Origin of the sequence: Variovorax sp. W2I14, assembly GCF_050435205.1 — a bacterium.
Classification (GTDB): Bacteria; Pseudomonadota; Gammaproteobacteria; order Burkholderiales; family Burkholderiaceae_C; genus Variovorax; species Variovorax paradoxus_C.
On sequence record NZ_JBNDJX010000001.1, the window covers coordinates 2,242,646 to 2,255,610 of the forward strand.

A 12,965-nucleotide genomic window follows, 5' to 3' on the forward strand; every position below is an offset into this window, starting at 1 on the left:
CTCCTAGGAGACGGTGGGGTTCTTGCGCATCGGGTGCAAGACAACGGGACGTTCGGTGGCACGGCGCTGAGCCATGCGCTCGGCGGCACGGGTGCGGTCTTTGACGTCGCCAGCGAGCTGCCCGCAGGCGGCATCGATGTCGTCTCCGCGCGTCTTGCGCACGGTGGTCACGAGTCCGGCTTCGCTCAGCGTCCGGGCGAACGCCAGCACGCGCGGCTGCGGCGAACGCAGCAGGCCCGAGGCCGGAAAGGGGTTGAACGGAATCAGGTTGAACTTGCACGAGACGTCGTGCTTGCGCACGAGCTCGACCAACTGGCGCGCATGCTCGGGCTGGTCGTTCACGCCGTCGAGCATGCAGTACTCGAAGGTGATGAAGTCGCGCGGCGCATGCGCGAGATAGCGCTTGCAGGCCTCGAGCAATTCGGCAATCGGGTACTTGCGATTGAGCGGCACGAGGTCGTCGCGCAACGCATCGTTGGGCGCGTGCAGCGAAACGGCCATGGCCACGGCGCAGTCGGCGCCCAGGCGATCGATCATCGGCACGACGCCGGAGGTCGACACGGTGACACGGCGGCGCGACAGCCCGTAGGCGTTGTCGTCGAGCATGGTGCGCAGCGCGGGCACCAGCGCGGCGTAGTTCTGCAGCGGCTCGCCCATGCCCATCATCACCACGTTGGAGATGACACGTTCGTCGCGCTTCAAATGCTTGCGCAGGAAGTGTTCGGCAAACCAGAGCTGGGCGACGATTTCGCCCGTGCTGAGGTTGCGGCTGAAGCCCTGATGCCCGGTCGAGCAAAAGCGGCAACCGACCGCACAGCCGGCTTGGGACGACACGCACAGCGTGCCGCGGTCGTCCTCGGGAATGAATACGGCTTCGACGGCATTGCCATCGCCGACGTCGAACAGCCACTTGATCGTGCCGTCCTTGGATTCGTGCTGCGTGAGGACCGGCAAGGCCTCCACGCGCGCGGTGGTCGCGAGTTTCTCGCGCAGCGACTTGGCCAGATCGGTCATCTGGGTGAAGTCGCTGGCGCCACGCTGGTGAATCCAGCGAAACAGCTGCGTGGCGCGGAAACGCTTCTCGCCGAGTTTTTCGCAGAACGCGGCCAGTCCCTCGAGATCGAAGTCGAGCAGGTTGGCCGTGGTCATGGAATCAGTCGGCAGACAGCCTCAGCGTGCGTAGACGTTGAGGCCGGCGAAGAAGAACGAGACTTCGTTCGCTGCGGTTTCAGGAGCGTCCGAACCGTGCACGGCGTTGGCGTCGATGCTGTCGGCGAAGTCGGCGCGGATGGTGCCGGCGGCTGCCTTCTTGGGGTCGGTGGCGCCCATCAGGTCACGGTTCTTGGCGATGGCGTTTTCGCCTTCGAGCACTTGCACGAACACGGGGCCCGAGATCATGAACTCGACGAGGTCCTTGAAGAAGGGACGCTCCTTGTGCACCGAGTAGAACTGTTCGGCTTCATTGCGCGACAGATGCACCAGCTTGGCGGCGACGATCTTGAGGCCGGCGGCCTCGAAGCGGGAAACGATCTTGCCGATGACGTTCTTGGCAACGGCGTCGGGCTTGATGATGGAGAGGGTACGTTCGATAGCCATTGAAATGCTTCCTGCAGCTTTGATTTTGAAGTGTTTTGTCACAACTGCAACGAATTTGTTTCGTCACCAGTCGACAAAGCCTCTGATTTTAACCGGCGCGGCCTTCGGGATTGGTGAAAACCCCGCGAAAGCCGCGCCGTGACGGCTGGCTTTCAGCGTCCGCGGCGGCGCGAGCCTGCCGGACCGCCGTAGCCGCCGCCCGGGGCGCCACCGCCACCGCTGCGGCGCCCCTGCCCTCCGCGCTGCTCCTTGCGCTGGCGCGAGAAGCTGTCGGCGCCGATATAGCCCAACGAGGTCTTCATCGGATCGGGCTGGTTGGCGCCGCTCGGCTGGCGATCGTCGCCCTGCCGGTTGCCGCCGCCCTGCCCTTGGCGGTTGTTGCCGCCGGCATTGCCGCCGCGGCGCTGCTGCGGCGGGCCGCCGTTGCCACCACCGCCACCGCGGTTGGCACGGCCACCGCGATCACCGCGCGGCGGACGACCGTCGCCCAGCGGATTCGGAATCGGCGCCTCGCGTCCGTCATCGCGCATCTCGCGCGGCTGTTGTTGTCCTTGCCCCTGACCTTGGCCGCCGCCATTGCGGTTGCCGCGGCGCTTCTTGTTGCGTCCGTTGCGGCCGCCGCCTTCGGGACCGCCGGGGCCACGTTGCTGAGGCGCCGCAGGGCGGGCAGCCGCACCGCCCGAGGCCTGAAACAGCGCACGGATATCGCGTTCGTCGAGTTCCATCCAGGCGCCGCGCTTCAGACCGCGCGGCAGCACCATCGCGCCATAGCGGATGCGGATCAGCCGGCTGACCGCATGGCCCACCGACTCGAACAGCCGGCGCACTTCGCGGTTGCGGCCTTCGGAAATAGTGACGCGGTACCAGCAGTTGGAACCTTCGCCGCCACCCTCTTCGATGGTGCCGAACTGGGCCATGCCGTCTTCGAGGCGCACGCCGTCGAGCAGCTTCTGCTTTTCCTCGCTGCTGAGCGCACCCAGCACGCGCACCGCGTACTCGCGCTCCAGGCCGAAGCGCGGGTGCATCAGTTGATTGGCCAGATCACCGGAACTGCTGAACAGCAGCAGGCCTTCGGTGTTCAGGTCGAGCCGGCCGACCGACTGCCACTTGCCCTGCTGCAGCCGCGGGAGCTTGCGGAACACGGTGGGCCGGTTCTGCGGGTCGTCATGCGTGACCACTTCGCCGACCGGCTTGTGGTACGCGATCACGCGCGGTGGCGGCGGTGCGATGCGGTAGCGGATCGGCTTGCCGTTGATCTTGACCTGGTCGCCGTACTGGATGCGCTGGCCGATATGGGCGGGTTCGTTGTTGACGGAAATGCGGCCCTGCAGGATCAGCGCCTCCATCTCGAGCCGCGAACCCAGGCCGGCTTGTGCGAGCACCTTGTGCAGCTTGGGCGAATCGGCCTCGGGCAGCAACACGCGCTTGAGCGGCGGCACTTCGGGGCTTTCCTCGTCGGCATCGAACTGGCCCGAGATGACGTCCGAGAAGCGGATCGGCTCGGTCGGCGGGGCGTTGCGTTGCTCGCGTTCGGCGGCGCGACGGGCGCGGTCGAGGTCGTCCTCTTCCTCGTCGGGCTCTTCGTCTTCGTCCTCATCGTCACCCTGGTCGCCCCGATCGCCTTGATCACCACGGGGAACCTCTTCTGCCGCACGCTCCTCGCGAGCAACCGCTACCGGAGCGGCTTCTTCAGACGCAGCCACCGGCGACTCGACCGCCGGCTCCGTAGGTTCGGCTTGCTCGACTGCTGGAGATGCCTCGGCCTCATCGGCCACAGCCTCGACGACCTTCTTCTTGCGCGGGCGCCGCTTCTTGGGAGCCTCGCCATCGGCAGGCGCTGCGGAGTCGATGCCAGCATCCGCAGCTTGCTCAGGCGCCGGCGCCTCCTTCTTCTCGGATTCAGGCGCGATCGGCAGGTTTCCCGCGTCGTCGATGTCAGATGGGCTCATGGGGTTTTTCCGGAGGAACTGCGTGGGGATCGACCTCGTCCTGGGACGCGGCATCGGGGTCGGAATCGGTGGTAACGGGGGTGGGCTCGGCTTCCGCGGGAGATTCGACCTCTTGGCCTGCGGAAAGCGGGGCTTCGTCCGCTTCGGCGGACGCGGCGTCTTCGGCTACTTGCGCTGCGGCGGCTTCCAGCACTTCGGGAGCTGCTTCGACGGAGTCGCCGGCGGACAGCGGCGCCTCTTGTGGCTCTTGCGGCATCACGTCCGCATCGCCATCGGCGGATGTATCGGCATCCGACTCGGCAACGGCGTCCATGGGCAGGCCCTGCTGGCTGCCGGACGCCTGCTCGAGCGCATCGACCAATGCAGCCTGCTGCGCGGGGGTTTCGATCAACGGCAACTGGTCGAGCGAGGCCAGACCGAGGTCATCGAGAAACTGGCGCGTGGTTGCGTAGAGCGCGGGACGGCCGACGGTTTCGCGGTGGCCGATCACCTCGACCCAGCCGCGGTCCTCGAGCTGCTTCAGGATCAGCGAGTTGATCGTGACGCCCCGAATATCTTCCATGTCGCCGCGCGTCGCCGGCTGACGGTAGGCAATGATGGCCAGCGTCTCGAGTGCAGCGCGCGTGTAGCGCGGCGGCTTCTCCGGATGCAGGCGATCGAGGTGGTCGCGCATCTCGGGCCGGCTCTGGAAGCGCCAGCCGCTGCCGACGCTCACAAGCTCCAGGCCGCGTTGCGCCCAGTCTTCCTGCAGTTCAAGCAACAGCACCTTGATGGTGTCCACACCCAGCTCGTCGTCGAACAGCACGCGCAGATCGCGCACCGGCAACGGCTGGCTCGAACAGATCAAGGCGGTTTCGAGAATGCGCTTGGCATCCGCCGTATTCATGGTTCGCGTTATCCGGGAAAAGGCGCCTCAGGGGCGCTTGTTCAGAAGGATGAAAGAAGGAGGCGTTGCCGGCACGCGGCGAGTGCAACGCAGGGCCGGCTTCGGGGGGCCGGCGCGGCCCTTGGGCCGTCAGGCGCGATTGTAGTCCAGCCCCCAGGACTGCAAAGCCTGAACGAGGTCCGGCGGCGGCAGCGAGCGGAACTCGAGCGCCGCCTGCGTGACGGGATGCACGAAGGCCAGCCGGAACGCATGCAGCGCCTGACGCGCCAGCCCCACTGCCGGAGCGCCGCCGTAGAGCGCATCGCCGACCAGCGGGTGGCCGATCGACGCCATGTGCACCCGAATTTGGTGGGTGCGGCCCGTTTCCAGCGTGCAGCGCACCACGCAGCCTTCCGAATGGCTGTCGAGCCGCTCGATCAGCGTGCGGGCCGTCTTGCCCGAATGGCGCTCCAGGTCGACCACGGCCATGCGCAGCCGGTTGCGCGGATCGCGCCCGATCGGCGCATCGACTTGGCGGGCCGCGGCGCCGACCCACGGCTTGTGCCCGATGGCGAGGTATTGCCGCTTGACCTCGCGCGCGGCGATCAGCGCCACCAGCGCGTCCATCGCGGCACGCGTGCGCGCGACGACCATCAGCCCGCTGGTGTCGCGGTCGAGCCGGTGCACGATGCCCGCGCGGGGCAGCAGCACGGCTTTCGGGTCCAGCGCCAGCAGCCCGTTCAGCAGCGTGCCGCTCCAGTGCCCCGGTGCCGGATGCACGACGAGGCCAGCCGGCTTGTCGACGATGCGCAGGTGCTCGTCCTCGAACACGGTGACGAGGTCCATCGGCTCGGGCCGGAAGGCCTGGCTCTGGGGCGTCGGGCGCAGTTCGATGCGCCCCGCCTGCCCCGCGCGCACCGTGGCCGAGGCCTTGGTGAGCGTGCGGCCCTGGAACTCGACGGCACCGGCCTCGATCAACTGCTGCAGGTAACTTCTGGAAAACTCGGGCACCAGGGCCGCCAGGGCTCGGTCGAGCCGCTGGCCATGCTCTGCCTGACCGATCGCAAAGGGGCGCAGTTCGCTCGGCTCGGCCGGATCGGCGCCCTCTTCGAGCTCCATGGTTTCCGGGGGATCGGCCAAAGGGTCGGTCGATATAATTGAAGGCAACTGTTTCACGAAAGCCGTATGTGATGTTTCGCGCCAAATTATCGGTCCCTGCTTGGATCGCGCTCAGCGCGGCGGCCTTGCTCGCTACCGGCTGCTCCTCCACCAAGGAAGACAAGACCGCGTCCTGGAGCCCCAACCGCATTTACTCGGAAGCCAAGGAAGAGTCCAGTTCGGGCGCCTACGACAAGGCGGTTCCCCTGTACGAGAAGCTCGAAGGCCGCGCCGCCGGCACGCCGCTCGCGCAGCAGGCCCAACTGGAAAAGGCCTACGCCCAGTACAAGAGCGGCGAAAAGGCCAGTGCCATCGCCACCATCGACCGCTTCATGAAGCTGCACCCAGCCAGCCCGGCGCTCGATTACGCGCTCTACCTCAAGGGCGTGATCAACTTCAACGACGACCTGGGCATGTTCGCGTTCCTCACGCGCCAGGACCTGTCCGAGCGTGACCAGAAGGCCGCCAAGGAATCGTTCGAGTCGTTCCGCGACCTCGTGACGCGCTTCCCCGATTCGCGCTACGCGCCCGACGCGCGCCAGCGCATGAACTACATCGTGAATTCGCTCGCGCAGTACGAGGTTCACGTGGCCCGCTACTACTACACGCGTGGCGCCTATCTGGCGGCCATCAACCGGGCACAGATCGCACTGGCCGACTACCGCGAAGTGCCGGCGCTCGAAGAAGCCCTGTACATCATGGTGAAGTCGTACGACGCCCTCGGCATGAAGGACCTGCGCGACGATGCCCAGCGCGTGCTGACCACCAACTATCCGCAGAGCACCTACCTGGCGAACGGCTTCAAGGGCAGCAACGACCCCTGGTGGAAGGTCTGGTGAAGTAAGAGAGCCTCCGGCGGCTCTTCACTTCGCTTCGTGCAGCTCCCGCAAAGGGAGGCACCATCAATCAGTAGGGGTTCTTGAGGGCGCCGATGGCGCTCTCGAAATCCGCCTCGGTTTCGAGCCGCCGCATCGGCGGTAGCGCCGCCAGCAAGCGGCGCCCGTAGCCCATGGCCACCAGCCGGGTGTCGCAGATCGCCAGCACGCCGCTGTCGGTCTCGCGGCGAATCAAACGCCCCGCACCCTGCTTGAGCGCCACGGCCGCCTCGGGCAACGAATAGTCGCTGAACGAACTGCGCCCTTGCGCTTCGAGGCGCTGCGAACGCGCCTCGACCAGCGGATCGTTGGGCGGCGGAAACGGCAGCTTGTCGATCACCACCAACTGCAGCGCATCGCCGGGCGCATCGAAGCCCTCCCAGAACGACGCCGACGCCACCAGCACGCAGCCGGCACGCCCTTCGTTCGCGCCTTCGCGGAATCGCTCCATGAGCACACGCTTGGGCAGTTCGCCCTGAACCAATACTTCGGGTCGAGCCGCCGCATCGAGCAGCTCGAAATGCTGTTTCATCGCATCGCCGATGGTGCGCAATGCGCGCAGCGTGGTCGTCAGCACCAGCGTGCGCCCGCCGAGCTCCGCGGCGCCGCGTGCGGCCAGTTGCGCGACCTTCGCACTGTGCGATGGATCGTTGGGTTTCGGAAAGACGCGCGGCACGTACAACGCCGCTTGCGATGCGTAGTCGAACGGGCTCTGCACGCGCAGCACCTCGGCATCGCCCAAGCCGCAGGGCTCGGTGAACCAGCGCAGCGTCGGTTCATCGCCCAGCGTGGCGGAGGTGAAGACCCAGGCGCGGCGATCGTGCTCCCGCTCCTGTACGGCGGGGCGCTCACCATACGCGTCGGTGTCGCTGTCGTCTTCGTCGTCCGGTTCGCTGATCTTGAGCACGCGCTTGCGCATCGCCTCGGCAATGTCGAGGGGCGACTCGATGAGCCGCAGCTGCGAACCCACGTCCACCCAGCGCACTGAATCGACCGCACACGGCAATGCGAAGCGCGCCGAGCGCTTGGCGAGCTGCTGGGCCCGCTCGTGCAGACGCACGAAGTCGGGAGAAATTTCGCTGACGGTATCGAGCCCTTCGGCTGCAAGTTCGAACGAATGCTGCAGGTCTTCGAGCGCCTTCTGCCAGGCGCCCGGATCGACGCCCTCCGGCGACTCACCCAGCCAGCGCAGCTTGGCGCCCGGCCATTGCTTGCCGACCACGAGCCGCAATTCGCGCGCAGCCCGCTCGACCGCCGCCACCAGCTGCTGCCAATCGACCAGCCCTCGCGCATGCTGCAGGCCGGCGCCCAGCATGTCGCGCGCGAAATCGAGCGCCTGGCCGCTGCCCAGCTGCGCACCGAGAAACTGCACGCCGGTTTCATTGAGCTGGTGGGCCTCGTCGAACACCACCACGCTCACGCTCGGCAGCAGTTCGGCCATGCCGGTCTCGCGCACCGCGAGATCGGCAAAGAACAGGTGGTGGTTGATGACCACGATGTCGGCCGCCAGCGCCTCGCGCCGCGCCAGGTTCACGTGACAGGGCTTGAACTGTGGGCACTGCGCGCCCAGGCAGTTTTCGCGTGTGGAGGTGATCAGCGGAATCAGCGGCGAGCGCTCGTCGAGCCCGGGCAGTTCGGCCAGGTCGCCGGTGCGCGTGGCCTTGGACCATTGCTCGATCTTGGCGAGCGTTCGCAGGCTGCCGCGTTCGGGCAGCGAGGCATCGTGACGCGCCGTGTCGAGACGGTGCAGGCACAGGTAGCTACCCCGCCCCTTCAGGAGCGCCGTGCGTACCGGCAGGCCGAATGCTTCGACCAAGCGCGGCAGGTCCCGGCCGAACAACTGGTCCTGCAAGGTCTTGGTGGCCGTCGACAGCAGCACGCGTTCGCCGCTCAACAGCGCTGGCACAAGGTACGAAAAAGTCTTGCCGACGCCGGTGCCGGCCTCGACCACCAGCACCCCGCCCTGGTCGATCGTCCGGGCCACGGCCATCGCCATATCGGTCTGGCCCGTACGTTCGCGAAACTGATCGGCGGCGTGCGAGAGCACCCCGCCCTGCGCGAACGCATCGCGCACCTTGTCCTCCAGCGTCTCGGTCACGCGGGCTCTCTCGGATCGAGCATGTTCTCCACGCGCGTGATCTGGTCGCGCAGCGCAAGACGGCGCTTCTTCAGGCGCCGCAGCAGGAGCTCGTCTTGCGGCGAGGCTTCGGCGAGGCGGTCGATGGTGGCGTCGAGATCGGCGTGCTCGATGCGCAGTTCGATCAGCTGGCGGGAAAGGGAGTGGAGATTGGAGTCCAACGGTGGGTGTGCGAACGCGAGGTTTGCGCGGCGCATGTTCATTCGATAATACGTCCTGATACGAATTTACGAGAAGACAGGAAGCGCGCCTTCGGCGCACATGTGCTCATGACCCAAGGCTTTCGACTTGCCGCCGCCACCGGACTCCACAAGGGAGACCGCCCCTATCAACAGGACCAGGTGTTGATGATGAGCCATCCGCGCACGCCGGGCTGTGTCCTTGGCGTCATCGCCGATGGCATGGGTGGCCGCAGCGGGGGCCGCAAGGCCTCCGACCAGGTGCTGATGACGGCGCGCCAGCTCTTCACCCGCTACCACCCCGAACGCGACGACCCCGAGGCCATCCTGCGCCAGTTGCTCGACGACGCGCACACGGTCATCAAGCTCACCGCGATCTCCAGCGAGCAGGAGCCGCACAGCACGCTCGCGGCCTTCCTCATGAACCCCAAGGGCGACTGCGCCTGGATTCATGCGGGCGACTCGCGCATCTATCACTTCCGCGACGGGCAACTGGTCAAGCGCACGCGCGACCATTCGTACGTGCAGGCGCTGGTCGATCGCGGCCAGATCAGCGAGGCCGAGGCCAATGTGCATCCGCAGGGCAACATCCTGCTCGGGTGCCTGGGCATGGCGACGACGCCGCCGCCCATCGATCCGCACTACATCCCGAAGATGCAGCCGGGCGACCTGCTGATGGCATGCAGCGACGGGCTCTGGCACTACTTCAGCCCCGCGGAACTGGCGAGCGTGCTGTACGCGCAGTCGCCGCGTGATGCGGTCGAAATCCTGGTGGGAGAAGCGCGTCGCCGAGCCCGCGGCACGGGCGACAACATTTCCATTGCAGTGCTGAAGCTCGATTCGCTGCCGGCGACGGCAACGGCAACCACCGCAACAACGGCCTGATCGCAGCAGCAGCGCCCTCAGCGCGCCGGAGATGACGCGGGCGCCGCTGGCGGCAACGGTGCGCCGCGTGGCTTCGTGCGATCGGCGTTCTGGCGCTCGCGGCTCGCCCTGTGCTCTTCCGCCTTGCGCTGCTTTTCTGCAAAACGCTCGGCCTCAGCGGGCGCCTCGGCGCGGCGCTGCGCGGCCTTGGTCTGTGCGTCAGCGTGCGCCTTCTGCTTGTCGTCGAACTGCTTCTGCCGCTCGGCGGCTTCGGCCGCTGTGGAGGCCCGGCTGGCGGCATGGTCCGCTGCGCGCTGTTCGCGGTCCTTCTGGTCCTTGGCCGACTGGTCGCGCTTTTCCTGGGTGTCCGCCGGGCGCTGCGTGGCGGCCTTCTGGTCGAGCTTCTGCTGCTCCGCCGCGCCGGCGCGCTGGCGCTGGATGTCGTTGATCGCCGTTTCCTGGCGCTTGATGCTGTCGAGCTCCGTGCGCCGGCGACCGCGGCTTTCGCGCAGGCAATCCTCGACCGCGAACTTCTTGTAGCAAGCCGTTCGCTCCTGCAGGAAGCGCGCTTCGATCGCTTCGCGTTCGGCAGAAAGCCGGGTGCGCTCGGCTTCGAGATTGGCGTTGCCCGCCGCAGCATTCGACTGCGCCCAGAGCGGCAGGCTGGCCAGGGTCATCAGCAGGGCAAGGGCAATTTTTTTCATGTGAGTCGGGTATCGACGATGCGGCGTTCCAGGGAGAGGAACTCGCTCGACTGCATTTCGGTGAGCCTGGAGACCGTGCGCGGAAACTCGTGCGCCAGCGGACCCTCGGTGTACAACGCCTCGGGCGGAACCTCTGCCGACATGATGAGCTTCACGCGCCGGTCGTACAAGACGTCCACCAGCCAGGTGAAACGGCGTGCTTCCGAGGCCATGCGCACCGGCATGTGCGGCACGTCGGACAGGAGCACCGTGTGGAACTGGCTCGCGATTTCGAGGTAGTCGTTCTGCGAACGCGGTCCGCCGCACAGCGTCTTGAAATCGAACCAGACCACGCCGCCGGCCTTGCGCCGTGCGCGGATCTCGCGCGCCTCGATGTGCAGCACCGGGTTCTCGTCGGCCGTCTCGGCCAGCTTGTCGAAGGCCTTGCGCATTTCCTTCTCGGCCGACGCATCGTTCGGCGTGAGATACATGCGCAGTTGCTCGAGCGTGCGGCGCCGGTAGTCGGTGCCGTTGTCCACGCTCAGCACTTCGAGCTTCTCGTTGAGCAGCGCGATCGCGGGCAGGATGCGGTCGCGGTGCAGCCCGCCGGGGTACAGGTCGTCGGGCTTGAAATTGGACGTGGTGACGAAGCCCACGCCGTTCTCGAACAGCGACACCAGCAGCCGATGAAGAATCATCGCGTCGGTGATGTCCGCCACGTGGAACTCGTCGAAGCAGATCAGCTTGTAGCGCTTCGAAATGCGCAGCCCCAGCTCGTCGAGCGGGTTGACCGTGCCCTGGAGCTCGCGCAGCTCGCGGTGCACCTCGCGCATGAATTCGTGAAAGTGCAGCCGCGTCTTGCGGCGCAGCGGCACCGCGTTGAAGAACAGGTCCATCAGGAAGCTCTTGCCCCGCCCGACGCCACCGTACATGTAGACGCCGCGCGGCAGCTCGGGCCGGTTGATGAACTTCTTCAGCGCATTCGAACGCTGGGCCTTGTACTCGGCCCATTCGTTCGCACAGCGGTCCAGCGCCTCCACGGCGCGCAGTTGCGCGGGATCGCTGTGGAACCCGCGCGCGGCGAGTTCCTTTTCGTAAGCCTCTTTGACGCTCAAGATATCAAGGTCGCCGCCGGGCCGCCCCAAGGCGACCGAGCCTCCCCCACGGGGGGTGGCGCAGTCCGCGAAGCGGCAAGCCGGGGGCGAACATCCTTAGAAGTTGAGCGTGCGCTTGTCGACGGCGAGCGCGGCTTCCTTCGTGGCTTCCGACAGCGACGGGTGCGCATGGCAGATGCGCGCGATGTCTTCGGCGCTCGCCTTGAACTCCATCGCCACCACGGCTTCGGAGATCAGTTCGCTGACCTGCGGGCCCACCATGTGCACGCCCAGGATCTCGTCGGTCGTGGCATCGGCCAGGAACTTGACCATGCCGGTCGTGTCGCCCAGCGCGCGTGCGCGGCCGTTCGCCAGGAACGGGAACGTGCCGGCCTTGTAGGCGCGGCCTTCGGCCTTGAGCTGCTGCTCGGTCTGGCCGACCCACGCGATTTCGGGGTGCGTGTAGATCACCCAGGGAATCGTGTTGAAGTTGACGTGCCCGTGCTGGCCGGCAATGCGCTCGGCCACGGCAACGCCCTCTTCCTCGGCCTTGTGCGCCAGCATCGGGCCGCGCACCACGTCGCCGATCGCCCACACGTTGGGCAGGTTGGTCTTGCAGTCGCCGTCCACGGTGATGGCGCCGCGCTCGTCGAGCGCCAGGCCCACGGTGTCGGCCGCCAGGCCGATGGTGTTGGGCACGCGGCCGATCGACACGATCAGCTTGTCGACGTCCAGCACCTGGGCTTCGCCCTTGGCGTTGGTCCAGGCGATCGAGACGCCCTTCTTGCCCGACTTGATCTCGCCGACCTTAACGCCCAGCTCGATCTTCAGACCCTGCTTGTCGAATGCCTTCTTGGCTTCCTTGGCGATCTGTTCGTCCACTGCGCCCAGGAACGTGGGCAGCGCTTCGAGCACCGTCACTTCCGAGCCGAGGCGACGCCAGACCGAGCCCATTTCCAGGCCGATCACGCCAGAGCCGATCAACGCGAGCTTCTTGGGCACGGCGCCGATGCGCAGCGCGCCGTCGTTCGAGAGGATGTTCTCTTCGTCGAAGGCCGCACCCGGCAGCGCGCGGGCGTTGGAGCCCGTGGCCACGATGATGTGCTTGCCGACGATGGTTTCTTCGGCGGCGCCCGCCACCTTGATCTCGTAGCCGCCTTCGGCAGCCTTCACGAACGAGCCACGGCCGTGGAACGACGTGATCTTGTTCTTCTTGAACAGGTAGGTGATGCCGTCGTTGTTCTGCTTCACGACCTGGTCCTTGCGGGCCAGCATCTTGCCGATATCGAGTTCGAGGCCCGACACCTTGATGCCATGGTCCGCAAAGCCGTGGCCGGCGTGCTCGAAGTGCTCCGACGATTGCAGCAGCGCCTTCGAAGGAATGCAGCCCACGTTCGTGCAGGTGCCGCCGAGCGCAGGACCGCCCTTGGCGTTCTTCCACTCGTCGATGCAGGCCACGTTGAAGCCGAGTTGCGCCGCACGGATCGCGGCGATGTAGCCGCCGGGGCCGCCGCCGATGACGATGACGTCGAATTGTTTGCTCATAGGGTTTCCGTTTCAGTTGT

The 12,965-nt window shown here is 66.6% G+C and carries 12 protein-coding genes; 2 read left to right on the top strand and 10 right to left on the bottom strand.

Going from position 1 to position 12,965, the window contains the following annotated elements; genetic code table 11:
- Window positions 1-3: 3 nt before the first annotated feature.
- From rlmN to QF040_RS10380, 5 genes are all read right to left on the bottom strand, one after another.
- Window positions 4-1,149 carry a 23S rRNA (adenine(2503)-C(2))-methyltransferase RlmN gene (rlmN, locus tag QF040_RS10360; RefSeq protein WP_429610949.1) on the bottom strand — a complete coding sequence of 382 codons (1,146 nt, stop codon included), beginning with the start codon at window positions 1,147-1,149 and terminating at the stop codon, window positions 4-6.
- Between the two features lie 21 nt (window positions 1,150-1,170).
- Window positions 1,171-1,596 carry a nucleoside-diphosphate kinase gene (gene ndk / locus QF040_RS10365; protein ID WP_013542117.1) on the bottom strand — a complete coding sequence of 142 codons (426 nt, stop codon included), beginning with the start codon at window positions 1,594-1,596 and terminating at the stop codon, window positions 1,171-1,173.
- Window positions 1,597-1,748: 152 nt separating this feature from the next.
- On the bottom strand, window positions 1,749-3,545 hold the full coding sequence (locus tag QF040_RS10370) for a pseudouridine synthase (protein ID WP_429610950.1): 1,797 nt from the start codon (window positions 3,543-3,545) through the stop codon (window positions 1,749-1,751).
- A complete protein-coding gene (gene scpB, locus QF040_RS10375) occupies window positions 3,532-4,431 on the bottom strand; it encodes an SMC-Scp complex subunit ScpB (RefSeq protein WP_429610951.1) in 900 nt (299 codons plus the stop codon). The genes QF040_RS10370 and scpB overlap by 14 nt, the downstream gene beginning before the upstream one ends.
- A 129-nt stretch (window positions 4,432-4,560) precedes the next feature.
- Window positions 4,561-5,529, bottom strand: a complete 969-nt coding sequence (locus QF040_RS10380) for an RluA family pseudouridine synthase (protein WP_429610952.1) — start codon at window positions 5,527-5,529, stop codon at window positions 4,561-4,563.
- A gap of 71 nt (window positions 5,530-5,600) precedes the next feature.
- On the opposite strand from QF040_RS10380, the gene QF040_RS10385 reads away from it, so the two are divergent.
- Entirely contained in the window at window positions 5,601-6,407 is an 807-nt protein-coding gene (locus tag QF040_RS10385; protein WP_307644229.1) for an outer membrane protein assembly factor BamD, read from the top strand.
- 67 nt (window positions 6,408-6,474) lie between these two features.
- Here the strand turns inward: QF040_RS10385 and QF040_RS10390 are convergent, their stop codons facing one another.
- The gene (locus tag QF040_RS10390; RefSeq protein WP_429610953.1) at window positions 6,475-8,541 is read right to left on the bottom strand and encodes an ATP-dependent DNA helicase; all 2,067 of its coding nucleotides are present in this window, start codon (window positions 8,539-8,541) and stop codon (window positions 6,475-6,477) included.
- A complete protein-coding gene (locus QF040_RS10395; protein ID WP_041943815.1) occupies window positions 8,538-8,741 on the bottom strand; it encodes a YdcH family protein in 204 nt (67 codons plus the stop codon). Before QF040_RS10395 ends, QF040_RS10390 begins: the two co-directional genes overlap by 4 nt.
- 108 nt (window positions 8,742-8,849) lie before the next feature.
- Between QF040_RS10395 and QF040_RS10400 the strand changes: the two genes are divergently transcribed.
- Window positions 8,850-9,644, top strand: a complete 795-nt coding sequence (locus QF040_RS10400; RefSeq protein ID WP_429610954.1) for a PP2C family protein-serine/threonine phosphatase — start codon at window positions 8,850-8,852, stop codon at window positions 9,642-9,644.
- 17 nt (window positions 9,645-9,661) lie between these two features.
- On the opposite strand, the gene QF040_RS10405 is transcribed toward QF040_RS10400, so the two are convergent.
- The 3 genes from QF040_RS10405 to lpdA form a co-directional block, all read right to left on the bottom strand.
- Window positions 9,662-10,327, bottom strand: a complete 666-nt coding sequence (locus QF040_RS10405) for a hypothetical protein (RefSeq protein ID WP_429610955.1) — start codon at window positions 10,325-10,327, stop codon at window positions 9,662-9,664.
- The gene (gene zapE / locus QF040_RS10410; protein ID WP_429610956.1) at window positions 10,324-11,421 is read right to left on the bottom strand and encodes a cell division protein ZapE; all 1,098 of its coding nucleotides are present in this window, start codon (window positions 11,419-11,421) and stop codon (window positions 10,324-10,326) included. The genes QF040_RS10405 and zapE overlap by 4 nt, the downstream gene beginning before the upstream one ends.
- Before the next feature lie 96 nt (window positions 11,422-11,517).
- Complete coding sequence (lpdA, locus tag QF040_RS10415; protein WP_429610957.1) at window positions 11,518-12,945, bottom strand: dihydrolipoyl dehydrogenase; 1,428 nt, start codon at window positions 12,943-12,945, stop codon at window positions 11,518-11,520.
- Window positions 12,946-12,965: the final 20 nt, after the last annotated feature.